Consider the following 23,759-nt stretch of genomic DNA (forward strand, 5'->3'; position numbering starts at 1 on the left):
CCGGTCAGGACGAGATGGACGGCGTTCCCACCTCGCGGAGCTCCGCAGCGGCCTCCGCTCCCGTCCGCAGTCCCAGCCGCGGCGCGACCTCCGTCGCGAGCAACTCGATCGAGCGGAGGGTGATCGCGGGCGCCGGGTCGACGGAGTGCACTTGGAACGCCACATCGGTCGCGAACGCGAGGGTCCGGTCCGCGGAGAGAGAGGTCACGACCTGATCGACCGTCCCCAGGTGCGTATCGGTCAGGCGTGCGAGGTCACGGAGGTCTCCCTTCGCATTCCTCTTGAGGAATGTACGCGTCAAGCGCCGAACACCGTGCTCGGCCGCGCTCCACGCCTCATCGAGGTGGTCCGCATCCACCACCACCGCTGTTCGCGAGGCGAGGATGCGCGGCGGCACACCGCCGGGCAGAGCGGCGAGATACGCCTCGACGATCGGGACCTGCACCTCGTGGAGCGTCTGCCGGTCGTCACGCGGTTGCGTGCGGGACAGCAGCAGACCGTCGCCCGCGAGTCCCGCACGGCGGCCTCCCTCGACGGAGAACGTCGCCTGCCAGAGCCGCGCGCCGAGATGCGGTGCGGCGGGGTTCAGGAGCAGCTCCGTCCCGCGGATGCCGCGCCCGGCGAACGCATCCCGCAGCACCGCCACGTGAGCGGCCTGGATTTCGCGTCGGTCGTCGGAGGAACGCTCGAACGCGGCGAATGATGACGGGGTTCCGCCCGTACCGATGCCGAGCTGGACGCGACCCCCGCTCAGGGCATCGACGACGGCGGCGTCCTCCGCCACCCGCACCGGATCGTCGAGGGGCAGGGTGACGATACCGGTGCCGAGGGCGATGCGCTCGGTCTGCACCGCAGCCGCCGCGAGGAAGGGGAACGGGGACGGCAGCCCGCCCTCATCCCGGTCGAAGTGGTGCTGCGCGACCCACGCGGAGGCGAACCCGTGCTCTTCGGCGGCGCGCACCTGCGCGAGCCCGGTGCGATACCGCTCGCCGTCGGTACCGGCATCCAGCAGCCGCGTGAAGAAACCGAGCCGTGCACCCGTCATTCCGTCGTCCTCTCCCACGCATTCCCGGTGCGGAATGTCGTCGACGTCCAGGCTAGGACGAGTGCCGGGGGAGCAGGCGGGTGGGCGACGACTCCCACGCCCTTCTCAGCGCGCGGCGACCTCGATCGGGTCGCCGGTGCGGGCGAGGTCTGCCTCGAGCTCCCGCACGATCGGGATGACCGTCTCACCGAAGCGCTCGAGCTCTTCCTGGACGTGCAAGAAGCCGAGGAGGAACAGGTCGACTCCGCGCTTCTTGTAGGCGATGATGCGCTCCGCGATCTGTTCGGCGTCGCCGAAGAGCTGCGTACGGAAGCCGTCGTTGTACTGCACCAGATCTTCGAACGACGAGTCCGCCCACATGCCCTTCTTGTCCGTCGTCGCGTTCCCCGCCTCCTGGACGCTGCGGCGGAAGCCCTCGACGGCCCCTCCATCGGCGTGCGCGATGATCTCGCGCAGCTGCGCCTCGGCCTCGGCCCGGCTGTCGCGCTGGATGACGAAGCCGTTCAGCCCGAACCGCGTGCGACGACCGTGCTCCGCGGCGATACGGGTGACGTCGTCGTACTGCTCGGTGAAGCCGTCGAAGTCCTTGCCGTTCGAGAAGTACCAGTCCGAGAACGCCCCGCCGTTGAAGCGGGCGGCTGTCGAGTTGCCGCCCTGGAAGATCTCGGGATGCGGACGCCCCGGCACCTCGTACGGGAACGGACGCAGCGTGAAGTCGGTGATGTCGTAGTACTTCCCGTGGAACGAGAAGGTCTCCTGCGTCCACAGCCCCCGCAGCACCTGGATGAACTCGGCCGCGCGCTCGTACCGCTCGTCGTGCTCGAGCCACTCGAGCCCCAGATCGGTGTATTCGTCTTTGAACCAGCCGCTGACGACGTTGACCGCCGCGCGTCCGTGCGAGAACTGATCGGCCGTGTTGATGAACTTCGCCAACACCGCCGGATGCCAGATCCCGGGGTGTATCGCCGAGATCACCTTCAGCTTCTCGGTGGCCAGCAGCAGGGCGAGGCTGATCGAGGTGGACTCGTGCTGCTGTGCCGCCCCGTAGCTCGAGGCGTAGCGCACCTGGCTCAGGGCGTACTCGAAGCCGACGCGCTCCGCCGTCTGCGCCAGTTCGACGTTGTAGTCGTAGCCCCAGTCGGTGCGCTGCTCGACCGAGCTGATGACCAGCCCGCCGCTGACGTTGGGCACCCAGTAGGCGAACTTCAGCGGCTCGTGGGTGGGAGTGGGATCGGTCACGGGGTCCTCCTCGCGGATCGGAACCCGGCTACCGTCGCACCGCCGTCGACATCGGGCAACGGTGTGTGACGGACCGTTTCCTCGCGTGACGACACACGACGTCGACCGGGTCAGGATGGATGCCATGACCTCCCCCCAGCGCGTGCGTTTCGGCTACTGGACCCCGATCTTCGGCGGGTGGTTGCGCAACGTCGACGACGAACAGACGCCCGTCTCCTTCGCTCACATCGCCGACATCGCCCGCGCCGCCGAGGAGGGCGGTTTCGATCTGACCCTCATCCCCGAGCTCAACCTGAACGACATCAAGGGCGTCGAGGCGCCGTCGCTCGATGCGTGGGCGGTGACGGCGGGACTCGCCGCGGTGACGTCGACCCTCGAGCTGATGACCGCCGTGCGCCCCGGTTTCCACAACCCGTTTCACACCGCGAAGCAGGCTGCGACGATCGACGAGATCAGCGGCGGCCGATTCACGTTGAACGTCGTCTCGGCGTGGTGGGCCGAGGAGGCCAAGCAGTACGACGGTCTGTTCAGCGCGCACGACGATCGCTACGCGCGGACCATCGAGTGGGTCGAAGTGCTGCGCGGCCTGTGGTCGCAGACGCCGTTCGCGTACGAGGGCGAGTATTACCGCACCGAGGGCACGTACACCGAGCCGAAGCCGCGGGTCGTGCCGCGGTTGTACGCGGGCGGCGAGAGCGAGGCGGGCCGTACGGCGATCACGCGCTACGCCGACGCGTATTTGACGCACGGCGGCACGCTCGACGAGCTCGAGGTCAAGGTCGCCGACATGCGCCGCCGCCGCGCGGAGGCGGGGGCCACGCCGTTCGAGGCGTTCGGGATGGCCGCCTATGCGGTCGTGCGCGCCACGGACGACGAGGCGCAGGCCGAGATCGACCGCATCACCGACGTGCGCGGGGGAGCGGCATACGGGTCGTACCAGGACTTCGTGAGCAAGTCGAAGCTCGACACCCAGGTCGACCTCAAGGAGTACTCGGTGTCGAACCGTGGCCTCCGCCCCAACCTCGTCGGAACGCCCGACCAGGTCGCCGAGCGCATCGTGCAGTTCGCGAACGTGGGTGTCTCGACGCTGCTGCTGCAGTTCTCGCCGCACCTGCCCGAGTTGCAGCGCTTCGCGGAAGAGGTCATCCCGCGCGTGCGGCGCTTGGAGGCGCAGCGCGACGCGTGACCTCAGTGCGCTGCGCGCAGCGCGTGCTCGAGATCGGCGATGAGATCGTCGGCGTCCTCGAGGCCGATCGACAGGCGGATGAGGCCGTCACCGATGCCGAGGCGGTCGCGCGTCTCCTGCGTGAAGCCGAGGTGCGTGGTGGTCGCGGGATGCAGCGCCATGGAACGCGTGTCGCCGATGTTCGTCATGCGGCTGAACAGGCGGAGAGCGTCGAAGAAGCGCTCCGCGGCGGCGCGGCCGCCTGCCACGGTGAAGGAGAAGACCGAGCCCGACAGGCCGTCGTAGTCCCGCTGTGCGAGCGCGTGCTGCGGATGCGAGGGGAGACCGGCGTAGTCGACGCTCTCCACCGCTTCGTGCTGATCGAGCCATTCGGCGATGGTGCGGGCGCTCGCGAGGTGCTGACGCATGCGAACCGACAGGGTCTCCATGCCCTGTTGCAGGAGGAAGCCGTTCAGCGGCGACAGCGCCGGTCCGGTGTCGTTGGCTATTCCGAAACGCAGCGACAGTTCGAAGGCGCGCGCACCGAAGGCCTCGACGAACGACGGATGCGTGGCCACGGGCGTCTCGGTGAGCGCCGGGTAGGAGCGATCGGATGCCGCCCAGTCGAACGTTCCGCCATCGACGACAGCGCCGGCGAGATTGGCACCGTGCCCCGAGAGGAACTTCGTCGCGGAGTGCACGACGACGTCGGCGCCGTGCTCGATCGGCCGGATGAGGAACGGCGTCGCGATGGTGTTGTCGACCACGAGAGGGATGCCGTGGCGGCGCGCCACCCGCGCGACGGCGTCGATATCGACCACGTCGTTCTTCGGGTTCGGGAGGGTCTCGGTGAAGATCGCCTTCGTCTCGGGTCGGATGAGGGCGTCCCACTCCGCGTCGTCACCGGGGTTCCAGACGTACTCGACAGTGACGCCGAGACGCGCGAACGTGCGGTCGAAGAGCACGCGCGTGCCGCTGTAGATGCTCGCCGTGGACACGATGTGCTCGCCGCTGCCCGCGAGACCGAGGAGCGCCATCGAGATGGCCGCCTGTCCGGATCCCACGACGAGCGCCCCGGACCCGCCCTCGAGCGAGGCGAGACGCCGTTCGGCCACCTGGTTGGTGGGGTTGGCGTTGCGGGAGTACAGGTGGCCGAGGTCGACCGCTCCGAACCGGTCGGTGGCCTCCTGGAACGACCGGAACCGGTATGCCGCCGATAGGTGCACGGGGGTGATCCGCGATCCGTGCGTCAGGTCTTCTTCTTCGCCGGCGTGGACTTGGCGGGTCGCGAACCCGAATCCCGTCCAGTCGGTGTGAGGAGCAGCCGGTTCAGCCACGCAGACCGACCGCTTCCTTCGGGAGCAGAGAGCTGAGCCAACGGGCGATCTCACGAGGGCCCGAGCGGGGAGCGGTGGCCTCGACGTCGGGGTTGTAGTTCGTGTTGGTGTTGACGTCGTAGGTCACGGTGCGACCATCGCGGGTCTCGATGAACTCGATGCCGGCGATACCCACTCCCTCGGCTGCGAGGAAGGCGAGGTAGCGGTCGATGAGCACAGGGTCGACATCATCGCGACGGCGGAAAAGGGGTTCCGGTTCCGCTCCGTCTGCGCCGGGGACGGCGCACGCCTCGGCGGGGCACAGCTCGAAGCTGCCGGCGCTGGTGTCGACGCGAACGGCGTAGACGAACTCACCCGCCACGAACTCCGCCCGGGTGATGAATGGCGACGCGGCGACCAGGAGCTCCTGCAGGAGCGTGATCCCGTCGGGGGAGGGCTCGAAGTCGGGGCTGCCGACCCACTCCGCGAACTCGTCGACCGTCTCCCACCGCCGCACGCCGAGACCCTTGCCGCCCTGGTTGTGCTTGCTGATGAACGGGGCGCCGAACTGCTCGGCCTGGCTGACGAGGTCGTCGATGCCGAACACCGCCACCGTACGCGGGACATCGATGCCCGCGTGTCTCAGCGCCGCGTGCTGCGCGACCTTGCTGACCTCGAGTTCGAGCACATCTGCGCCGTTGATCACCGTTCGTCCCCACGACGAGAGCCACCGCAGGACGGCGCGCCCGAACTCCTTGCTGTGGGCGTGGTCGCGCGTGTGCGCGGAGGCGCTCAGGCGCGACCAGAAAATGCCCTCTGGCGGCTCGACGGCCAGGTCGATCGACCCGTCGGTGAGCATCCACTCCTCGAACGGCACGCCCTCGGCTTCGAACGCCGCAGCGAACGGCGGGATCCACTGAGTGTTTTCGTGGATGACATAGACCTTGCCCGACATGCGGCCAGGCTAACGCGAGGCTCCGACATCGCGCTCTCCCGCCGTCACGAGGCGACACCGTCGGCGCTTGTCCCTAGGCTCGAATTCCGCCGAAGGGATGCCATGACTTCTGACTTCATCGACGCCAACCGCGCCAACTGGGATGAGCGCGCCACTCTGCATGCCGCCCGAGACGGTTCGGGCTACGGCGTCCAGCGATACGTGGACGATGCCGAGGCCCTGTCCGACGTCGTCCGCTTCGACGCACCCCTACTGGGAGACATCGCCGGCAAGCGCACGGTGCACCTGCAGTGCCACATCGGCACCGACACCCTGTCCCTCGCCAGGCTGGGCGCCCGGGTGACCGGTCTCGATTTCTCCGAGAACGCGGTGACCGAGGCCCGCAGGCTGGCCGATGAAGCCGGCGCCGACGTCGAGTTCGTCCAGTCGGATGTGCGGAAGGCGGCCGAGGTGCTCCCGCACGGCGCGTTCGATCTCGTCTACACCGGGATCGGAGCACTGTGCTGGCTACCGTCCATCGATGAGTGGGCGGGCGTCGTGGCGGATCTTCTGACGCCGGGCGGAACCCTGCACATCCGCGAGGGGCACCCCGTGCTGTGGTCGATGAACGAGACCCTGCCGGGCCTGACCCTGGCGTTCCCGTACTTCGAGCAACCCGTTCCGCTCGAGTGGGACGACGACAGCACCTACGTCGAGGTCTCGGCGCCGCTCACGTCGACGCGCACGTACGAGTGGAATCGCGGGCTCGGTGAGATCGTCACCGCCCTGCTCTCCCACGGCCTGCGCATCGACGCCCTGATCGAGCACGACAGTGTGCCCTGGGAAGCGCTGCCCGGTCGGATGACCCTGCGCGCCGACGGCGAATACGCGTTGTCGGAACAGCCTTCCGTGATGCCGCTGAGCTACACGATCAGGGCGACGAAGGTGAGGTGACTCGCGACGACCTTGACCACCGGAACAGTCGCCTCGTGAGTGGTCTCGATCTCGGATTCACCCGTTATCCCTGAGGGGCTTCAAGATCAGCCAGTCGACCGGGCACACACCTGGACTGAGCTCGAAAGAAGACGACGTTTGGACTGATGGATATCTGCGTCAGCCCTCCATCGGCGCGGACGCCGGTCATCTTCGGGGGGTCTGAAACGAGGTAGCTGGACTCGGAAGGTGTCGCATCGGGGCCTGCCTCCGGATCCAGCCCTAGGTCCGACCACCGCTCCGAAATCTCTTGGCCGTAGACGTGCGGCTCCTCTGGCAAATCGACGAAGACCTGCGCTGCCAGGGACCACTGCACAAGGCCGTCTCCACCATTCAATGCACACGGCCCCCAGAACGTCCGCGGCTTCCAGTCTCCCGTCGCGATCACGGCCTTCGCGCTCGAATAGAGCGCGACGACCTCCGTCTTCGCTTCCTCTGTTGTCATCCCATCTCCTCTCTCCGCATCTGAAGACACGCACGCGGTCAGTGCGATGCTGATAACCGCCATAAGCGCCAGCCACGCGCCTTTCCTCATCCGTAACGCTCCCTGTCTGCCTGATCGAGTGTGTATGCGTCGCGCTGGCCGGGGTTGCCCCATTCCGGAATCTCGTCGCCCCGCCCCATGGCGATCATGGCCACGTACTGTTGCGCCGCGCTGTTGGGGTCAAGGTAGCTCGGAGCAGAAGGCCCCTCACCGAAAGGGCCATGGCTCGCGACGGCTGCGTAGTCTTCACCGCCGATATCCGCTCGCTCCGAGCTGAAAACATGGGCTCCGAAGCCCTCTGACGTTGGATCGGTCCTACCGGAGAAGAATTGCCCGATCGGAGCCCATCCGTCATGAGTCGACTGCGTGGCGAATACCTGCGCCCGCGGCACGAGCAGCTGGCTCGCCTCAGAAACGTCGTTCGCAATGCCCGCGGAACCAAGAAATGCGACGTGGTCTACGAGGGCTGATGTCAACGCAAGCGATACGACGTCCGTGCCATACGAATGACCGATTGCGGTCACGTCGACACCGAATTGATCGGCGGCATGGCTTGTCCTCAACGCGACCAGATCACTCGACAAGGCTTTCGCCCCTACCCGCGCCCTGTCGTCATTGAATACCTCAAGGGGCGAGTCATTCATCGGCGGATGGTAGCCGAGCCATGCGAGGACCGCGATGGTGTCCGTTGATTTCCCGCTGACGGAGGCTTGACTGAGTCGGATGTTCTCGGCAGCCGCCACATACGCCTGAATGTCACTCTCGACCGACGTATTCATCCCCGGAACCACCACACTCACATAAGACGCTCGATCAAGGCTCCCCACAGCCACCTGCGCCAGAGGGGGTCGATCCAAGACGAGCGAGGCAAGTGTGCGCCCTCGACTCGCTACCTCCAGCGCCTCCAAAGCGCGCACCTGATCCGACCCATCCGGCGCGATGTGTCGCGCCACCTCCAGCGCCTGCGCGAGCACGATGCGGTTCGCGCGGTCACGCGCGGCGTATGCCACACCTCCGAGGTTTCCGATGACACCGGACGCCTCGGCGATCAGCACGTTCTGTTGCTCGGCGGTCAACCGCCGCCACCACGGCGCGATCTCTTCCGGCGGCGTCTGCTTCAAGCGGGCGATCAGGTCGGGGCGCACTCGCAGCAATGCCGTCAACGCCCGCGCATCGAGGGACTGGAGCACGTCGAGAACGCGTTCCGTCGTGACGGTCGCGACCCCCAGGCCGACCCCCACGAAGGCCCAGACATCACCTCGTGCCCGCACCCTCTCGATCGCCGCGCGAACAGCCTGAGCGGCGACCTCGCCGGCGGCCGCCACGTCGGCGCGTGCGTCGGCGAGCATCGCCTCGGCTCGCCGACGCCCCTCCGTCCGCGTCACCGGTGCCGGACCCTGATGCCGCGAGTCGATGATCAGCACCGGCCACCCGCGTGCGAGCGAGGTGAACGCCTGCGCCGCCGGTGCGGCATCCTCCGGCAAGGTCGATGCGAAGCTCCACGCTTCGATCGCGGCTGCGGCCAGCCCCTGCGCCCGTCGGAGCGCGAGAGCGTACGTCCGCATCGGTTCGACGATCGTCGCCACACCCTGACCGATCTCGACCCACCGCTGCGCGACGGCGCTCATGCGCGCCGCGTAGGAGTCGGCTCCTTCGCCCGTCCAGCCGTCGATCGAGATGTGCCGACGGAGGTCGGTTCCCGCCTCATCGGCGACCTTCTCACGTCGCTGGGCGACGTGGGAGACCTCATAGGCGGCCTCCACGGACCCCGGGACGAGCTGTTCGGGGAAGGACGCCGAACCGAGCCCGCTCACGACGGCCGTCCCAACGCTCTGATGCTCGCTTGGGCGCCTTCTTCCGACCGCTCGTAGAGACCGGCGGATTCGCGCAGCCCGTCTGCGACATCGTCGGTCTGCGCGACGGCCTCCGTCCACCCACCCGTCATCGCCTCCATGAGATCGGCCACCGCGGTGCCGAGCGCCCCGTGACCGAGGTCACGCGCATCGGCGACGGCCGTCTCGGCCTCGGCGCGGTGGACCGTCGCGTCGACGCCTGCTGCCGCGCGACGGAGGTTGTCGGGGGTGACCGTGAAGCTCCGCACCCCCGCAAGGTACTCAGAACGCCGCGACGAGCGCGGCGGTTGTCCACAGCCTCACCCGGACCGTGGCCCACCTTCGCCCGAGACGACGACGATGCGCGATCCGCGGCCGACCCCACCCATGACGAACGTCACCCCTGAGACGTGACCGGCGCCCCAGGTGCGCGGACCGGGTCGGCGACAGCATGAACACATGACCTCCTCCACCACCGGCCCCGCCGCGATCGACGCGCGGGGCGTCGTCAAGAGTTTCGGCTCCGTCCACGCCGTGCGCGGCGTGGATCTGCGCGTCCAGCCCGGCGAGATCGTGGCATTCCTCGGCCCGAACGGCGCCGGCAAGACCACCACGATCGACATGATCCTCGGCCTCACGAACCCCGACTCGGGCTCGATCGAGGTGTTCGGCCACAACCCGCGCGGCGCTGTCGCCCGTGGTCTCGTCTCCGCTGTCCTCCAGACGGGAGGGCTTCTGAAAGACCTCACCGTCCGCGAGACGGTCGAGCTCACGGCGAGCCTGTTCGCCGAGAAGCGTCCCGTCGACGAGGCGCTCGAGCGGGCCGGCATCCGGAATCTGGCGAGCCGACGCGTCGGCCTCTGCTCGGGCGGTGAGCAGCAGCGACTGCGCTTCGCGATGGCGCTCGTGAGCGACCCCGCCCTCTTGATCCTCGACGAGCCGACCACCGGCATGGACGTCGAAGCGCGCCGCTCGTTCTGGAGCGCGATTCGCGCGGATGCCGCCCGCGGCCGCACCGTGATGTTCGCGACGCACTACCTCGAGGAGGCCGACGAGTACGCCGACCGGATCGTGCTGATGAGCCGCGGACGGATCGTCGCGGACGGGACGACCGCGGAGATCAAGAACCTCGTGTCGGGACGCGTCGTGCAGGTGTCACTTCCGGATGCCGACCTCGCGGCGCTGTCGGCATTGCCCGGCGTCGATTCCGTCGAGACGTTCGGCGAGCGCCTGACGATCCGCACGCGCGACTCCCACGTGGTCGCGCGCCACCTGCTCACCGCCACCGCCGCGCGCGATCTGGAGATCAGCGCCCAGAACCTCGAGAGCGTCTTCGTCGCTCTGACCATCGACTCACCGGCATCCGTCGATGCCCCCGCGAACGGAGCACTCCGATGACCACCGCGATCAGCCTCGACCGCTCCGCGCCCGTCCTGGGCGGCTTCACGCTCACCTACCTGCGCATCGAACTCGTGCGCAAGCTCCGCAACCCGCGTGCACTGTTCTTCACCGTCGCATTCCCCGTGCTGATGTTCTACATCATCGGCTACCAGATGCTCGACGAGCCCCTTCGGGGGACGCCGGTCGCAGACGGAGGAGTGTCGGTGGCCGCCTACATCATGGTGTCGATGGCCATGTATGGAGCGATGATGTCGGCGACCCAGACGGGCGCCGCGGTCGCTGTGGAGCGCGCTCAGGGGTGGACCCGGCAGTTGCGCCTCACGCCCTTGAACCCCCTGATCAACGTGATCGTCAAACTGCTGGCGGGCATGGTGTTCGGACTCCTCGCCGTCGTCGCGACGTACGTGGTGGCATCCTTCGCCGGGGTGGAACTGTCGTCGGTGCAGTGGGTCGTCACGGGTGTGGCGGGCTGGCTTCTGGCCGGCGCGGTGTTCACCACGCTCGGACTCATGGTGGGGTACATGGTGCCGGGCGAGAACGTGGCGCAGATCACGAGCCTGGCGGTGGTGCTGCTGTCGTTCCTCGGCGGGTTGTTCTATCCGCTGTCGACGATGCCCGACTTCCTGCAGACCATCGGCAAGCTCACGCCGGTGTACGGCATCGGCGTGCTGGCTCGCGCACCACTGACGGGCGACGCCTTCGACCTGGGTGCCCTCATCAACGCCGTCGTGTGGCTCGCGGTGTTCGTCGCGGGCACGGTGTACTTCTTCCGCCGCGACACGCGGCGGTCGTGAGTCGCTCTATCGTGAACGACATGAGCTCGACGACCGGCCCGGGGCGCCTGCGCGCTCCGGGCTTCGGTCCGAGCGATCGCGGGTGGTTCATCGGCGCAGGACTCTCGCTGATCTGGACGTTCCCGACCCTGCTCTCGCTGTGGGAGCTGCCCGATACGCTCGCGCATGTCGTCGGTACGGTCATCATCGCGATCTTCGCCGGCGTCTTCCTGGTGTCCGTGCCGGTGATCCGGCGCACCCCGCGACGCCTGACCCGACTGGCGCCCGCCGCGGTCCTGTTCGCGCTGAGCCTGTCGCTCCTTCCCTGGCTCGGAGGCGACATCCGCTGGATGTGGACGTTCGTCGGCGTCGCCGTCGCCGTCTCGCGGGCGGGCCGGCCGATCGTCTTCCCCGTCGTCGCAGCGCTGGCCGCGGGCGCGTTCTTCTTCGGCGCCGACGACGGGACCTTCCTCAGCGGGCTCAATGCAGCCGTGATCGTCTCGGTGTCGTTCATGATGTTCTCGTTCGTTGAGAACATCGTCACGCTCGAGAAGCTGCGCACGGCGCAGGAGCAGATCGCCGAACTCGCCGCCGAGCGCGAGCGCGGCCGCGTCGCGCGCGACGTGCACGACATCCTCGGCCACTCGCTCACCGTGATCACCGTCAAGGCGGAGCTGGCCGGAAGACTGCTGGATGCCGGCTCCCTGGCCGCCCGCGACGAGGTCGCCCAGATCGAGCAGTTGGCGCGCGGTGCGCTCTCCGACGTCCGCACGACGGTCCACGGATATCGCGGGGTGAGCATCAGCGGAGAGCTCGCGGCCGCCCGTGCCGTTCTGGAGAGCGCCGGGGTCTCCGCCGACCTCCCCGGGACCACCGAGCAGGTGCCCGCCGACCGCCGTGAACTCGCCGGTTGGGTCGTGCGCGAAGCCGTGACCAACGTCATCCGCCATTCCGGAGCCACCGCCTGCCGCGTGCGGCTCGACGGCCGGTCGATCGAGGTCGCCGATGACGGCTGCGGCCCCTCGCCCGCGGCATCCACGGGCTCGGGGCTGACGGGCCTCCGCGAGCGCGTGGAGACCTCCGGCGCCCGTCTGACCGTCGGTCGCGGCGACCTCGGCGGATTCACACTGAAGGTGGCGTGGTGATCCGACTCCTCATCGCCGACGACCAGGCTCTGGTCCGCGGCGCCTTGGCCGCCCTGCTCGGGCTCGAGCACGACATCGAGGTCGTGGCCCAGGTCGGCCGCGGCGACGACGTGGTCGAGGCCGCGCGCGCCTCTCAGGCCGACGTGGCCCTGCTCGACATCGAGATGCCCGGCATCGACGGCATCGCCGCGGCATCCCTCCTGCGTTCAGAGGTCCCCGGATGCCGCGCCCTCATCGTCACGACCTTCGGACGCCCGGGCTACCTGGCGCGTGCCATGCAGGCCGGCGCGTCCGGATTCGTGGTCAAGGACACCCCCGCGGCGGAGCTGGCCGACGCGGTACGACGCGTCTCTCTCGGCCTGCGGGTGGTCGATCCGGCACTGGCGGCCGAGTCGCTCGCGCAGGGCGACTCCCCGCTCACCGAGCGCGAGACCGACGTGCTCGCCGCGGCGCGCGACGGCGGCTCGATCGCCGACATCGCGCGGACGGTGCACCTGTCCGAGGGGACGGTGAAGAACCACCTCTCCAGCGCGATCGGCAAGACCGGTGGGCGGAATCGGGCGGATGCGGTGCGGGTGGCGGTGGAGCGGGGGTGGCTGTAGCGAGCCGTCAGCGTCCGCCGATGATCAACGCGGCGACGGCTCCGCCCACCATGGCGACCGCCAGCAGGCTGAGCTGCCAGGCGACGCGGCGCCCGTTCACCCGCGCGTCGCGTGCCTCCCGGGCGTGCGTCCTGTTCGAGGTGCCGAATGGTGAGTGCGCACCCGCCGGGTGCCACTCACGCATCCGGCGCACGACGAGATCGACCGTGTGGAGGACGTGTCTCCACGACTCGGCATCGTCGGTGGAGAGCGACCGCGGCGCGTACAGGAACAGCCAGCGGCCCGCGAGCTCGAGATTCAGAGGGTAGGTCTGATCACCGAGAGCGGCGACGATCTCGGTGGTCAGGAGGGAGTGGGCATCCTGTTCCGACCCGGGGGCCGCCTCGACGAGCACCCCGGGATGACGCTCGTCCTGCACGGCGCCGGCGGGAGTCGCGGGGAGGGGCGAGAGGAGACGGTTACTCCGCGCCTCGACGGTGAGCGACGGCGCGTCGACGCCCAGGTCGACGGCGGCATACCCCCACGTCCGGGTGTAGTGATTCCCCTGGGCGATCTCGGCGTAGAAGCTGTCGCCGATCTCGATGGATGGGCTTCCGGGAATGCGCACGATGTTGACGGAGCGTTGCGAGGAGCGGGGCCGCCCGTCCGGTTCGCGGAAGACGACGCCCGGGAGGGGCTGCGCGACGGCGTGGGTGCAGTACTCCCACCCGTTCACCTCGGCGAGACGACCGACCGCGTAGGCGGTGGTGTTCGTCCGCGTCGGAGCGGGCACGGGGTGCGTCAGCGGGGAGTAATCGATCGCGGCGGGCACCCGCCCAGTCTGGTCGCCTCGAGCCCTCACTCGGCGCGCGAAATGAGTCCGAATGACATTCAGTCGGGCAGGAACAACGCCAGCGCGATGAGGGGGGAGGCAACGATGCCGGCCAACGCGATCGCGGCCGCCCACGATCCATCGACGACGAGAGTCCGCCCGCCCCCGGTCGGGTCCTTCGTCCCCGTGTACGTGACGAGATGGGGGATGTCGATGGTGGTCGCCATTTCGGTGGCGACAACCGCGAGCAGCATCAGCAGGATCGCGACGAAACCGGCCGCGATGACGGGGGAGAGCACGGCGAGAGTGAGACGCCGGACGCTGAACCTCATCTGGCGCCTTTCACACGGTGAACCCGCTCCGCTCGATGGCGGGCCGGGGACCGGGCGCCGGGCCCGGGGCACCACACGCTAGCGAGAGCCACACGAACGAGGATGCGTCAGGGGTCTGTCTTCACCCGGTTACCGGTGACGTTCGCCCACTCGCGTCCGCCCACGACGCGGCGATATCGGCCCTGTCGGCGACATCGCCCGGGCGGTGCACCTCCCCGGCACCATCGATGAGACTGGCGGGCCGAATCGCGAGAACGACGCGCGATCAGATGTGTCCGCAGCAGGCCATAGCGCATCGCGAAGTCACCCTCCGGGCCAACTTTTGTCGTCGGCCATGTGGGCGACAACGCGTCCCGGTGATGAAGTTCGTTGCCGATCACTATGCGCACATGCGAATCTTCACGTGATCCTGTCTGCGACCTTCCATGAGCGGCGAGGTCACGTCGGTGACCCCCGAACGAGAGACGTCCTGCTGAGCCGTGCACGAAATCCTCGAGTTCCTCCGAGTCCCCGCGGTCGTGACCGTGCTTTCGGTCTTCGTCGGTGTGGGTTCGGGTGCGGCGCTCGAGCTGAGGAGTGCCCGCGCCCTGTGGGGCAGCGCGAGTGCTGTGTGCCTCACGGGTTTCAGCATCGCGGCCCTCGCGCCCAAAGCCGTCCTCGCACCGTCAGGCATCTGTCTGGGCTACGCCGTGACCGCCATGCTGAGAAACCGCAATCGACGAGAACGCACAACGCCCGGTGGCACAGAGGGCTAAGACGGGGCACCGGGAAGACACCCGGGTGCCCCGTCCCGTGCTCGATAAGGCGTCCGCAGCCGCTCGCCTTGTCCGCTGCAACATCATTCGGCAGCAGCACGAACCCCGAACGCCACCGCCTCCTCCTCCGTCAGCATCCGCGACCGGATGAGGAACCGCATCCCCGTCGGACCCTCGACCGAGAACCCTGCGCCACGCCCCGGCACGACGTCGATGGTCAGGTGCGTGAATTTCCAGTACTCGAACTGCGACTCCGACATGTAGACCTCGATCGGATCGTCCACGCCGATATCGACCGTGCCCAGCAACACATCGCTCGGCCCGGTGAGGAACATGCCGACCGGGTAGCACATCGGCGAGCTTCCATCGCAGCACCCCCCGGACTGATGGAACATCAGCGGGCCGTGCTTCGCCGTCAAGTCGCGCAGCAGCGCGGCCGCGGCATCCGTCACATCCACGCGGGAAAGGTCTGGCATCCGTTCTTCTCCTTCGAATCCGGGAATGGGTGTGACCCCCGGGACGAACCCGGGGGTCACGCGGGTCGGGATCGCCGCCACGACCCCGGCTCGGCCGATCAGAAGAAGCCCATCGCGCCTTCGGCGTACGACACGAGCAGGTTCTTCGTCTGCTGGTAGTGGTCGAGCATCTTGAGGTGGTTCTCGCGGCCGATGCCCGACTGCTTGTACCCGCCGAACGCGGCGTGCGCGGGGTACTGGTGGTAGGTGTTCGTCCAGACGCGTCCGGCCTCGATCGCGCGGCCCGCGCGGTAGGCGGTGTCGCCGCTGCGGCTCCACACGCCGGCGCCAAGGCCGTAGAGGGTGTCGTTCGCGATCGAGATGGCGTCGTCGAAGTCGTCGAACGAGGTCACCGACAGCACTGGTCCGAAGATCTCCTCCTGGAAGATGCGCATGTCGTTCGTGCCCTCGAACACCGTCGGCGCGACGTAGTAGCCGCCCGACAGGTCGCCGCCGAGGTCGACGCGCTCACCGCCCGTGAGCAGCTTCGCGCCGCCCTGCTTGCCGATGTCGATGTACGACAGGATCTTCTCGAGCTGGTCGTTCGAGGCCTGCGCGCCGATCATCGTCTCGGGGTCGAGCGGGTTGCCCTGGCGCACCTTCTTCACGCGCTCGAGGCCGTCGCCGAGGAACTGGTCGTAGATCGACCGCTGGATGAGCGACCGCGACGGGCACGTGCAGACCTCGCCCTGGTTGAGCGCGAACATCGTGAAGCCCTCGAGAGCCTTGTCGTAATAGGCGTCGTCGCTGCGCAGCGCCACGTCCTCGAAGAAGACGTTCGGGCTCTTGCCGCCGAGCTCGAGCGTCACCGGAATGAGGTTCTGCGACGCGTACTGCATGATCAGACGCCCGGTCGTGGTCTCACCCGTGAACGCGATCTTGCGGATCCGCTTGTGCTGCGCGAGCGGTGCCCCCGCCTCGATGCCGAACCCGTTGACGATGTTGACGACGCCCGCCGGGAGCAGGTCGCCGATGATGTCGAACAGGAACAGGAGGGATGCCGGGGTCTGCTCCGCGGGCTTGATCACGACGCAGTTGCCCGCGGCGAGGGCCGGAGCGAGCTTCCACGCCGCCATGAGAATGGGGAAGTTCCATGGGATGATCTGCCCGACCACGCCGAGCGGCTCGTTGAAGTGATACGCCACGGTGTTCTCGTCGAGCTGGCTCAGCGAGCCCTCCTGCGCCCGCAGCACTCCGGCGAAGTAGCGGAAGTGGTCGACGGTCAGCGGAATGTCGGCAGCGAGGGTCTCGCGCACCGGCTTGCCGTTCTCCCACGTCTCAGCGACGGCGATCTTCTCGAGGTTCTCCTCGATCCGGTCGGCGATCTTGTTCAGGATGACGCTGCGCTCGGCCGGCGTGGTCTTCTTCCACGATGCGAACGCCTTCCACGCGGCATCCACTGCTCTGTCGATGTCGTGCGCGTCGCCGCGGCCGACCTCGCAGAACGGCTTGCCGGTGACGGGGGTGATGTTCTCGAAGTACTCGCCGCTGTGCGGTTCGACCCATTCGCCGCCGATGTAGTGCCCGTACCGCGAGCGGTACTCGGCGACGGCCCCGCGGGTCCCGGGTGCGGCGTAGACGCTCGAGACGCCTTCTTCGACGATGGTCATGCGTGTCTCCTTCGACGGTCATGAGTCGCCGCAACGGCTTCGGGCGGCGATGCGCCGACGGTACGCCGGGGGAGGTTGCATCGGGTTGCACCTGTCGCGGGGCGCGGGCGGGGCGCGCCGAGATCACATGATCCGCGCGAGATCACGAGCTATTCGCGCGAACGGCGTGTGATCTCGAAGAGAACGTGTGATCTCGCCGCTCCGGCGCTGCGGCGACACGGCAGGGCCGGGCGACGGGGCACCGCACCGGCGTGGCGATGCCTCAGCTGACGTCTCACCGAGACCGGCGCAGGCGCGCGCCGTACCCGCCCGTCGAGGAGCGGGGCCCACCCGAGACGCCGCCCAGGCCCCCGGACGCGACCAGCCTCACCTCGCACCCGAGAACGACGATGCCGCGACCCTCGGGCGACGGCATCCGTTCGCGCGAGCGCGGTTTACGCGTCGGCGTCGGCCAGCACCGAGCGCAGCGGCGGCACGTTGACCTCGTGCAGGTCGACGTCGTCGAGGCGCTCGATGCTCTGAACGCGCGGAGCGATCGTGCGGTCGTCGGCGACGATCCAGCTGCCGACCAGCAGGAAGCGGTCGTTGCCCGCGGTGATCGGCCCGGTGAGGGCGAACGTCTGGTGGGTGGGCGTGAGGAAGGTGACGCGCACGGGTGTGCCGTGGGGGAGCGTGGACGGGTCGACGACGTCGGCCTCGAGGGCCGGCTGCGGCGCCTCGAGGCCCAGGTCGATGCGCTGGATCTCGGAGCTCGTCGCGAGGATCACGTCGCCCACGAGCGGCTGACCTCCGACCCCGATGCGCACCGTGCCCTCGAGGGCGTAGAGCCCGTATCGCGGCGATCGGACGATGACCCGGGCGACATCGCCGGCCTTGACCTCGGCGAGCGCCTCGCGGATGCGCGCCACGTCGCGACGGGCACGGGCTGCCGAGAAGATGTCGAGCGCTTTTTCGTCCATATGTTCACTGTAACCACGGGGTCCGACATCGGACCCGCGCACGGCGCGTCGCCTGTGGAAAGCCGGCGCACCCGCCTCAGGCGCGTTCGAGCCGCTCGATCCGCGCGACCAGACCGGCTCGCTTCGGCGACCGCGGTGGCAGCATCGACAGGCACAACCGGAGCACCCCGTCGTCGTCGCGGCCCTCCAGGGTCTCGGCGTAGGCCAGCAGCACGTCGACGCCCGCCTCGGCCATCAGCGCTTCGCGCAGAGCCGACCGCACCGACTCGCGCACCTCGACGACTCCCGGCGCCTCCGAGTCCGGCAGCACCGGACCGGCATAAGCGGCGAGCGCGACGCGATGCGCCCCCCGGTCGAGCAGCGACAGCATGTGCTGCGCGTCCGTCTCGAGACCATCGGGGAGGCGGTAGGGCCGGGATGCCGGCACCAGACGCGGCGCGACCGGGACCAGCGCGCGGCGCAGGCGCACCATCTCGGGGCGGAGCGTCTCGACGGCCGCGTGGCCGTAGACGGCCTCACTCAGCGCCTCAGCCGACAGTCCCTCCCGGTGCACCGCGAGCAGCAGCAGGATCTCGGCGTGGCGCGCGCTGAGCTCCAGTGTCGACCCGCCGGCCTCGAGCAGCGCACGGTCGCGGCCGAGGATGCGCAGCAGCGCCCGCGACGGCGTCGAGCGCTTGGGGGGAGGAGCCTGCTGCGCGCGCAATCGGGCGACGAGCAGTTCGCTCTCGATGGCCCGGGCCGTGGCATCCACGAGCAACTGCGCCTGCGGGGTGACGGCCTCGGGTCCTCCCGTGACGTCGATGACGCCGAGGAGCCGCCGCGTCTCCGGATCGTGGACGGGCGCCGCGGTGCACGACCACGGCTGGACGAGACGGTTGAAGTGCTCGGCTCCGCGGATCTGCACCGACCTGTCGAGGGTCAACGCGGTTCCCGGGGCCGAGGTGCCCACGGCATCCTCCGCCCAGTTCGCTCCCGCGACGAAGCCCATGTCACCCGTGAGCGATCGGATGTGACGGTCGCCCTCCACCCACAGCAGGCGACCCGCCGCATCGCCGACGGCCACGACGACTCCGGACTCCTCAGCCGTTCCGGGCAGGAGCAGGGCGCGGACCATGTCCATGACCCCGGCGAGAGGGTGGGCCCGTCGGTAGGTGTCGAGTTCTTCGCTGGCGAGGTCGAGCGAGGGGAGTCCCTCCGGACCGACGAGGGATGCCAGCGACCGCCGCCACGATTCCTGCACGAGCGGACGCACGTCGGCGAGACGACGGTCCTCATTGCCGGCGAGGAGCTCATCGTGGGCGCGCGCGATCAGCAGCCCCGACGTCTCGGGGGAGATCGCGGGACGCGACCACGGTGAAGGCACGGAACTCCCATCGACGGTGACGGCAAGTGCGACAAGTGTAGGTCGGGCGGCAGCCCGTGAGGGAGGGTTCGCTGCGGTCTCGCAGGTGGGCGGTCACGGTGCATCGCGCCACCGCGGCGCGATGGGCCTCGGCATCCACCACCGCCAGATCGCTTGCGGGCAGCAGGGACGAGGTGCCGGGAGCCAGGCGGACACGGGCGTGTAAAACGGCATCCATCGCCCCACTCTGCCGGTGAGAACGGTTCCCGATCAGCGGAAAACGCCGTCAACCCCGCCGTCGACGCGGGAGGGTCGAGGCAGCGTGAATGGACCGAGAGAAAGGGATGCCATGAAGGCAGTGCAGTATCGCGAGATCGGCAAGGGCCCCGAGGTGGTCGACATCGAGGAGCCCCACGCGGGTCCGGGCCAGGTGCGACTGAAGGTCACGGCCGCGGGGCTGTGCCACTCGGACTGGTTCGTGATGGACCTTCCGGAGGACCAGTACACCTACGGCCTGCCGCTCACGCTCGGCCACGAGGGGGCCGGCATCGTCGACGAGCTCGGCGAGGGCGTCGACGGCGTGAACATCGGCGAGGCCTACGCCATCTACGGGCCGTGGGGGTGCGGTCGCTGTCACGCGTGCGCCCAGGGCGCCGAGAACTACTGCCCGTACGCGGCCGAGATGGGGATCACCCCTCCGGGACTCGGCAGCCCGGGTGCCATGGCCGAGTACGTCATCGTCGACGACCCGCGACACCTCGCGCCGCTCGGCGACCTCGACCCCGTCGAGACCGTCTCACTGACCGACGCGGGGCTGACGCCGTATCACGCGATCGTCGCGGCCAAGGAGAAGCTGTATCCCGGGGCGACCGCCGTCGTGATCGGCGTCGGTGGCCTCGGTCACGTGGGGGTGCAGATCCTTCGCGCCATCACGCAGGCGACGGTGATCGCGGTCGACCTCGGCGACGACAAGCTCGCCCTCGCGCGCGAGGTGGGCGCGCACCACGCGGTCACCTCCGACGAGCACGCCGCCGACCGTATCCGCGAGCTGACGAACGGCCTCGGCGCCACCGCGGTCTTCGACTTCGTGGGCGTGCAGCCGACCGTCGATCTCGCCCGTGCCGTCGCCGGTCTCGACAGCTTCATCCACATCGTCGGCATCGGAGGCGGCATCCTCCCCGCCGGCTTCTTCTCCACGCCGATGGGCGCGGCCGTGCGTGCGCCGTACTGGGGCACCCGCAGCGAGCTCATCGAGGTGCTCGATCTCGCGCGCAGCGGCGCGGTGGGTGTGCACGTGGAGCGCTACGGCTTCGACAGCGCCGTCGAGGCGTACGCGAAGCTGCACAAGGGACAGGTGCGCGGCCGGGCGGTCGTGGTTCCCTGACAGAAACGTCGAGGGGGTGGCATCCGGTCCAGGGATGCCACCCCCTCGACGTTCGCGGGTCTCAGCCCCGCGCCGCCCACCACTCCCGCAGGCGCTTCTCGGCCTCGTCCTCGCCGAGCACTCCCTCGTCGAGACGCAGGTCGAGCAGGAAGCGGTACGCCTCACCCACCTCGCGACCGGGCCCGAGCCCGAGAATCTGCTGGATCTGGTTGCCGTCGAGCTCGGGGCGGATCGCATCGATCTGCTCCTGCTCGCGCAGCGCGGCGATGCGAGCCTCGATGTCGTCGTAGGCGGATGCCAGGCGCTGGGCCTTGCGCTTGTTGCGCGTGGTCACGTCGGCCCGCGTGAGGATGTGCAGACGTTCCAGCTCGTCGCCGGCGTCGCGCACGTACCGCCGGACCGCGGCATCCGTCCACGCGCCTTCGGCGTAGCCGAAGAACCGCAGGTGCAGCTCGACCAGACGCGATACGACCGTCGTGGTCGCGGCGTCGAAACGCAGCGCCTGGAGGCGTTTGCGGGCCATGCGCGCGCCCTTGAGGTCGTGGTGGTGGAAGGTGACACCACCTCCGGCCTCGAGACGCCGGGTGGCGGGCTTGCCGATGTCGTGCAGCAGGGCCGCCAGGCGCAGCGGCACGTCGGGAGCGGCATCCGGGTGACGCTTCTTCTCGAGCGCGATGGCTTGGCGCAGCACCGTGAGGGAGTGCTCGTAGACGTCTTTGTGGTGGTGGTGCTCGTCGACCTCGAGGCGGAGGGCCGGGACCTCGGGCAGGAACTCCTCGATGAGCCCGGTCTCGACGAGCACGCGGATCCCCCGCACGGGATCGTCGGTCTGCAGCAGCCGCACGAGCTCGGCCTGCACCCGTTCCGGGCTGACGATCGACAGAGACGCGCGCAGCTCATGGACGGCGTCGAGCGTCGCGGGATCGACCGCGAACTCGAGCTGAGACGAGAAGCGGGCCGCGCGCAGCATGCGCAGCGGGTCGTCGCCGAAGCTCACGGCCGGATCGATCGGCGTGCGGAGGCGGCCGGCGAGCAGGTCTTCGACCCCGCCCGTCGGGTCGACGAGGGTGCGGGCGGGTACGCGCAGCGCCATGGCGTTGACCGTGAAGTCGCGGCGGCTGAGGTCGGCCTCGAGGGTGTCGCCGAACTCCACCGTGGGCTTGCGGGTGACGCCGTCGTAGCTGTCGGCGCGGAACGTCGTGATCTCGACCTGCTCGCCCTTGACGCGTGCGCCGATCGTTCCGAAGGCACGACCGACGTCCCATTGCACCGAGGAGATGGGCTTGATCAGCGCGAGGATCTCGTCGGGGCGAGCGTCGGTCGTGAAGTCGAAGTCATGGGTGAGGCGCCCCAGGAGGGCGTCGCGGACCGGGCCGCCCACGATCGCCAGGTCACGGCCCGCGCCGGCGAAAGCGTCGGCGACCGCGGAGACGACGGGATGCGCGGCGAGCTCCTCGAGGCGCGCGAGACCCTCGGCCATGTTCAGCATGCCTTCGAGCCTAACCGGGGGCGCCGACGGCTCTCAGCGGGCTGAGCATGACGACGACATCCGTGCGCCCGCGGCGGGGACGGCGCTCGGAGAACCGCCGCGGATCAGTCCTCGAACGACAGGAAGCCGGTCACCAGCAGCTCGCGCACGCGGGGGAGGAGATCCGCGCGGAGGTGCGCGGCATCCACCTCCATCAGCTGGGCGATCGCGTCGACGAGGGTCCCCACGGGCAGGTCGCCGTCGCACGCGCCGACGAGCGCGGCCAGAGCCGGATCGACCTCGATCGTCCGAGCGAAGCCGCCGCCCTGCCGCAGCTCGATGACCGAGGGATCGCCCTCACCGGGCCGATGGTGGCGGGCCTCGGTGACGTCGGGCGCGACGCGCAGCAGGCTGTCGGCGAGGTCGTCGTCGTCGAGCAGCGCGGCACGATCGTGCGCGGCGAGGCAGTCCGCGAGATGCGGTCCGAATCCCGCCTCGCCGCCGCCCGCCACGCGTTCGTAGCGCGCGAGCGTCGGGCCACCGGCGAGCGGCCGGCGCACCAGCACGTACCCGAACCCGACCCCGGTCACTCCACGTCGCGCGAAGTCGTCGAGCCAGGCCTCGATGAGGCGGGCGTAGGCGGGGGTTCCGGGCACGGTCCCCCCGTCGCGAACCCACAGCTCCGCATACGCCAGCGGATCCAACACCTCGCGCTCGATCACCCAGGCGTCGAGCCCGTCGCCGACCCATCCGCGCACGCGGTCGAGCCCCGACTCGCCCTCGTGGTACTCCCAGTTGCCGAGCGACTGCGCCACACCGCCCGGCGACAGATGCGCCCCGACCTCGCGGACCACGGTGGCCACGAGAGCGTCGCCCTCCATGCCTCCGTCGCGGTACTCGTACGCGGGAACCCCCTCGACGCGCGGGGTGATGACGAAGGGAGGATTGGATGCCACCCGGTCGAACGTCTCGTCAGCCACCGGCTCGAAGAGCGAGCCGAGCCGCGTCTCGATGCCGTCCACGCCGTTCAGCAGGGCGTTGAGTCGGGTGAAACGCAGCGCGCGCACGGAGATGTCGGTCGCGACGACGCGGTCCACCAGCCGCCGCAGACGCAGGGCCTGGATGCCGCAGCCCGTGCCCAGGTCGAGCGCGGTGCCGCCGCGGCGCGTGATCTGCAGCCGGGCGAGGGTCTGCGACGCCCCGCCGACCCCCAGCACATGGTCCTCGGGGAGGGGACCGCCGAGGGCCGCCTCGTCGAGATCGCTCGCGATCCACCACTCCACCTCGCCCGCGTCGTCGGCGAAAGCCTGCGGTCGCACGAGCACCGCGGGTCGCGCGTCATCGCCGGTCAGGGTCAGCAGGCCCAACGCCTCGGCTCCCTCGACACCGAGTGCGGGCAGCGCTGCGGCGACCTTCCTCCGCGCAACCGCGAGGCCCAGACCCCACAGGCGCCCCAGAACTGCGAGAGCGTCGTCGCGAGCGCCGAGTGCGCGCTCCGCCGGCCCGCGCAGCCCCCGGGCCACGGCGTCATCCGCCTGCTCGCCCCATGCTTCCCGCAGGGCGGCGCTGGAGTAACCCGCCGCGCGAAGGTCGGAGGCGAGCGCGTCGCAGAGCTGGGAATCGGGTTCAGGGAGCACCGGTCCATTCAACCGTC

22 protein-coding genes are annotated in these 23,759 nt (G+C 69.3%); 7 read left to right on the forward strand and 15 right to left on the reverse strand.

Going from position 1 to position 23,759, the window contains the following annotated elements; translation table 11 throughout:
* Positions 1 to 4 precede the first annotated feature (4 nt).
* Complete coding sequence (locus AB0230_RS15605) at positions 5 to 1,045, reverse strand: putative FMN-dependent luciferase-like monooxygenase (protein WP_366376737.1); 1,041 nt, start codon at positions 1,043 to 1,045, stop codon at positions 5 to 7.
* A 105-nt stretch (positions 1,046 to 1,150) separates the two neighbouring features.
* Positions 1,151 to 2,284 (reverse strand): dimethylsulfone monooxygenase SfnG, encoded by a 1,134-nt coding sequence (gene sfnG, locus AB0230_RS15610; protein WP_366376739.1) that lies wholly within the window; start codon positions 2,282 to 2,284, stop codon positions 1,151 to 1,153.
* A gap of 124 nt (positions 2,285 to 2,408) precedes the next feature.
* Here sfnG and AB0230_RS15615 point away from each other — a divergent pair, with 124 nt between their 5' ends.
* Positions 2,409 to 3,470, forward strand: coding sequence for an LLM class flavin-dependent oxidoreductase (locus AB0230_RS15615; protein ID WP_366376741.1), 1,062 nt, complete (start codon positions 2,409 to 2,411; stop codon positions 3,468 to 3,470).
* Between the two features lie 2 nt (positions 3,471 to 3,472).
* Here the strand turns inward: AB0230_RS15615 and AB0230_RS15620 are convergent, their stop codons facing one another.
* Both AB0230_RS15620 and AB0230_RS15625 read right to left on the reverse strand, forming a co-directional pair.
* Positions 3,473 to 4,786 carry a PLP-dependent transferase gene (locus AB0230_RS15620; protein ID WP_363388407.1) on the reverse strand — a complete coding sequence of 438 codons (1,314 nt, stop codon included), beginning with the start codon at positions 4,784 to 4,786 and terminating at the stop codon, positions 3,473 to 3,475.
* Positions 4,779 to 5,720 carry an alpha-L-glutamate ligase gene (locus AB0230_RS15625; RefSeq protein ID WP_366376743.1) on the reverse strand — a complete coding sequence of 314 codons (942 nt, stop codon included), beginning with the start codon at positions 5,718 to 5,720 and terminating at the stop codon, positions 4,779 to 4,781. Before AB0230_RS15625 ends, AB0230_RS15620 begins: the two co-directional genes overlap by 8 nt.
* A gap of 102 nt (positions 5,721 to 5,822) precedes the next feature.
* Here AB0230_RS15625 and AB0230_RS15630 point away from each other — a divergent pair, with 102 nt between their 5' ends.
* Positions 5,823 to 6,653 (forward strand): class I SAM-dependent methyltransferase, encoded by an 831-nt coding sequence (locus AB0230_RS15630; RefSeq protein WP_315994149.1) that lies wholly within the window; start codon positions 5,823 to 5,825, stop codon positions 6,651 to 6,653.
* A 64-nt stretch (positions 6,654 to 6,717) separates the two neighbouring features.
* On the opposite strand, the gene AB0230_RS15635 is transcribed toward AB0230_RS15630, so the two are convergent.
* Genes AB0230_RS15635 through AB0230_RS15645 form a run of 3 tightly spaced genes read right to left on the reverse strand, consistent with a single transcriptional unit; the run spans position 6,718 to position 9,277 of the window.
* Positions 6,718 to 7,227 (reverse strand): hypothetical protein, encoded by a 510-nt coding sequence (locus tag AB0230_RS15635; protein WP_366376745.1) that lies wholly within the window; start codon positions 7,225 to 7,227, stop codon positions 6,718 to 6,720.
* Positions 7,224 to 8,990: an alpha/beta hydrolase gene (locus tag AB0230_RS15640; protein WP_366376747.1), complete on the reverse strand. Its 1,767-nt coding sequence runs from the start codon at positions 8,988 to 8,990 to the stop codon at positions 7,224 to 7,226. Before AB0230_RS15640 ends, AB0230_RS15635 begins: the two co-directional genes overlap by 4 nt.
* Complete coding sequence (locus AB0230_RS15645) at positions 8,987 to 9,277, reverse strand: type VII secretion target (RefSeq protein ID WP_363577338.1); 291 nt, start codon at positions 9,275 to 9,277, stop codon at positions 8,987 to 8,989. Before AB0230_RS15645 ends, AB0230_RS15640 begins: the two co-directional genes overlap by 4 nt.
* Before the next feature lie 190 nt (positions 9,278 to 9,467).
* Here AB0230_RS15645 and AB0230_RS15650 point away from each other — a divergent pair, with 190 nt between their 5' ends.
* From AB0230_RS15650 to AB0230_RS15665, 4 genes are read left to right on the forward strand one after another with little or no spacing between them, the layout of a single operon-like run.
* The gene (locus AB0230_RS15650; protein ID WP_366376750.1) at positions 9,468 to 10,406 is read left to right on the forward strand and encodes an ABC transporter ATP-binding protein; all 939 of its coding nucleotides are present in this window, start codon (positions 9,468 to 9,470) and stop codon (positions 10,404 to 10,406) included.
* Positions 10,403 to 11,203, forward strand: a complete 801-nt coding sequence (locus AB0230_RS15655; RefSeq protein ID WP_363388387.1) for an ABC transporter permease — start codon at positions 10,403 to 10,405, stop codon at positions 11,201 to 11,203. Before AB0230_RS15650 ends, AB0230_RS15655 begins: the two co-directional genes overlap by 4 nt.
* Positions 11,204 to 11,223: 20 nt before the next feature.
* Complete coding sequence (locus tag AB0230_RS15660) at positions 11,224 to 12,327, forward strand: sensor histidine kinase (protein WP_366376752.1); 1,104 nt, start codon at positions 11,224 to 11,226, stop codon at positions 12,325 to 12,327.
* The gene (locus AB0230_RS15665; protein ID WP_315994143.1) at positions 12,324 to 12,929 is read left to right on the forward strand and encodes a response regulator transcription factor; all 606 of its coding nucleotides are present in this window, start codon (positions 12,324 to 12,326) and stop codon (positions 12,927 to 12,929) included. Before AB0230_RS15660 ends, AB0230_RS15665 begins: the two co-directional genes overlap by 4 nt.
* A 7-nt stretch (positions 12,930 to 12,936) precedes the next feature.
* Here the strand turns inward: AB0230_RS15665 and AB0230_RS15670 are convergent, their stop codons facing one another.
* The 6 genes from AB0230_RS15670 to AB0230_RS15695 all read right to left on the reverse strand — a co-directional run bounded on the left by AB0230_RS15670 (position 12,937) and on the right by AB0230_RS15695 (position 19,274).
* Positions 12,937 to 13,740 (reverse strand): hypothetical protein, encoded by an 804-nt coding sequence (locus tag AB0230_RS15670; RefSeq protein ID WP_366376754.1) that lies wholly within the window; start codon positions 13,738 to 13,740, stop codon positions 12,937 to 12,939.
* Positions 13,741 to 13,799: 59 nt separating this feature from the next.
* On the reverse strand, positions 13,800 to 14,072 hold the full coding sequence (locus tag AB0230_RS15675) for a hypothetical protein (RefSeq protein WP_363388375.1): 273 nt from the start codon (positions 14,070 to 14,072) through the stop codon (positions 13,800 to 13,802).
* Positions 14,073 to 14,910: 838 nt separating this feature from the next.
* Positions 14,911 to 15,303, reverse strand: a complete 393-nt coding sequence (locus AB0230_RS15680) for a DUF779 domain-containing protein (RefSeq protein WP_315994598.1) — start codon at positions 15,301 to 15,303, stop codon at positions 14,911 to 14,913.
* A 98-nt stretch (positions 15,304 to 15,401) separates the two neighbouring features.
* Positions 15,402 to 16,952 (reverse strand): aldehyde dehydrogenase family protein, encoded by a 1,551-nt coding sequence (locus AB0230_RS15685; protein ID WP_366376756.1) that lies wholly within the window; start codon positions 16,950 to 16,952, stop codon positions 15,402 to 15,404.
* Positions 16,953 to 17,386: 434 nt separating this feature from the next.
* Positions 17,387 to 17,911 carry a hypothetical protein gene (locus AB0230_RS15690; protein ID WP_315994140.1) on the reverse strand — a complete coding sequence of 175 codons (525 nt, stop codon included), beginning with the start codon at positions 17,909 to 17,911 and terminating at the stop codon, positions 17,387 to 17,389.
* A 76-nt stretch (positions 17,912 to 17,987) separates the two neighbouring features.
* Positions 17,988 to 19,274, reverse strand: coding sequence for a GAF domain-containing protein (locus AB0230_RS15695; protein WP_363388364.1), 1,287 nt, complete (start codon positions 19,272 to 19,274; stop codon positions 17,988 to 17,990).
* Positions 19,275 to 19,602: 328 nt separating this feature from the next.
* On the opposite strand from AB0230_RS15695, the gene AB0230_RS15700 reads away from it, so the two are divergent.
* Positions 19,603 to 20,637 (forward strand): NAD(P)-dependent alcohol dehydrogenase, encoded by a 1,035-nt coding sequence (locus AB0230_RS15700; protein WP_366376758.1) that lies wholly within the window; start codon positions 19,603 to 19,605, stop codon positions 20,635 to 20,637.
* A 61-nt stretch (positions 20,638 to 20,698) separates the two neighbouring features.
* Here AB0230_RS15700 and AB0230_RS15705 read toward each other — a convergent pair whose 3' ends face one another.
* Positions 20,699 to 22,126: a CCA tRNA nucleotidyltransferase gene (locus AB0230_RS15705; protein WP_366376760.1), complete on the reverse strand. Its 1,428-nt coding sequence runs from the start codon at positions 22,124 to 22,126 to the stop codon at positions 20,699 to 20,701.
* A gap of 104 nt (positions 22,127 to 22,230) precedes the next feature.
* The gene (locus AB0230_RS15710; RefSeq protein WP_363577355.1) at positions 22,231 to 23,742 is read right to left on the reverse strand and encodes a methyltransferase; all 1,512 of its coding nucleotides are present in this window, start codon (positions 23,740 to 23,742) and stop codon (positions 22,231 to 22,233) included.
* Positions 23,743 to 23,759: the final 17 nt, after the last annotated feature.

This window comes from Microbacterium sp. NPDC089190 (genome assembly GCF_040701795.1).
GTDB classification, from domain to species: Bacteria; Actinomycetota; Actinomycetes; order Actinomycetales; family Microbacteriaceae; genus Microbacterium; species Microbacterium galbum.

Excerpts from the sequence above, each read along its gene's own strand:
- AB0230_RS15615 (WP_366376741.1), top strand. The coding sequence starts at position 2,409 with ATGACCTCCCCCCAGCGCGTGCGTTTCGGCTACTGGACCCCGATCTTC.
- AB0230_RS15700 (WP_366376758.1), top strand. The coding sequence starts at position 19,603 with ATGAAGGCAGTGCAGTATCGCGAGATCGGCAAGGGCCCCGAGGTGGTC.
- AB0230_RS15660 (WP_366376752.1), top strand. The coding sequence starts at position 11,224 with ATGAGCTCGACGACCGGCCCGGGGCGCCTGCGCGCTCCGGGCTTCGGT.
- AB0230_RS15655 (WP_363388387.1), top strand. The coding sequence starts at position 10,403 with ATGACCACCGCGATCAGCCTCGACCGCTCCGCGCCCGTCCTGGGCGGC.
- AB0230_RS15650 (WP_366376750.1), top strand. The coding sequence starts at position 9,468 with ATGACCTCCTCCACCACCGGCCCCGCCGCGATCGACGCGCGGGGCGTC.
- AB0230_RS15690 (WP_315994140.1), bottom strand. The coding sequence starts at position 17,911 with ATGGACGAAAAAGCGCTCGACATCTTCTCGGCAGCCCGTGCCCGTCGC.
- AB0230_RS15675 (WP_363388375.1), bottom strand. The coding sequence starts at position 14,072 with ATGAGGTTCAGCGTCCGGCGTCTCACTCTCGCCGTGCTCTCCCCCGTC.
- AB0230_RS15630 (WP_315994149.1), top strand. The coding sequence starts at position 5,823 with ATGACTTCTGACTTCATCGACGCCAACCGCGCCAACTGGGATGAGCGC.
- AB0230_RS15605 (WP_366376737.1), bottom strand. The coding sequence starts at position 1,045 with ATGACGGGTGCACGGCTCGGTTTCTTCACGCGGCTGCTGGATGCCGGT.
- AB0230_RS15685 (WP_366376756.1), bottom strand. The coding sequence starts at position 16,952 with ATGACCATCGTCGAAGAAGGCGTCTCGAGCGTCTACGCCGCACCCGGG.
- AB0230_RS15625 (WP_366376743.1), bottom strand. The coding sequence starts at position 5,720 with ATGTCGGGCAAGGTCTATGTCATCCACGAAAACACTCAGTGGATCCCG.
- AB0230_RS15705 (WP_366376760.1), bottom strand. The coding sequence starts at position 22,126 with ATGCTGAACATGGCCGAGGGTCTCGCGCGCCTCGAGGAGCTCGCCGCG.
- AB0230_RS15635 (WP_366376745.1), bottom strand. The coding sequence starts at position 7,227 with ATGAGGAAAGGCGCGTGGCTGGCGCTTATGGCGGTTATCAGCATCGCA.
- AB0230_RS15680 (WP_315994598.1), bottom strand. The coding sequence starts at position 15,303 with ATGCCAGACCTTTCCCGCGTGGATGTGACGGATGCCGCGGCCGCGCTG.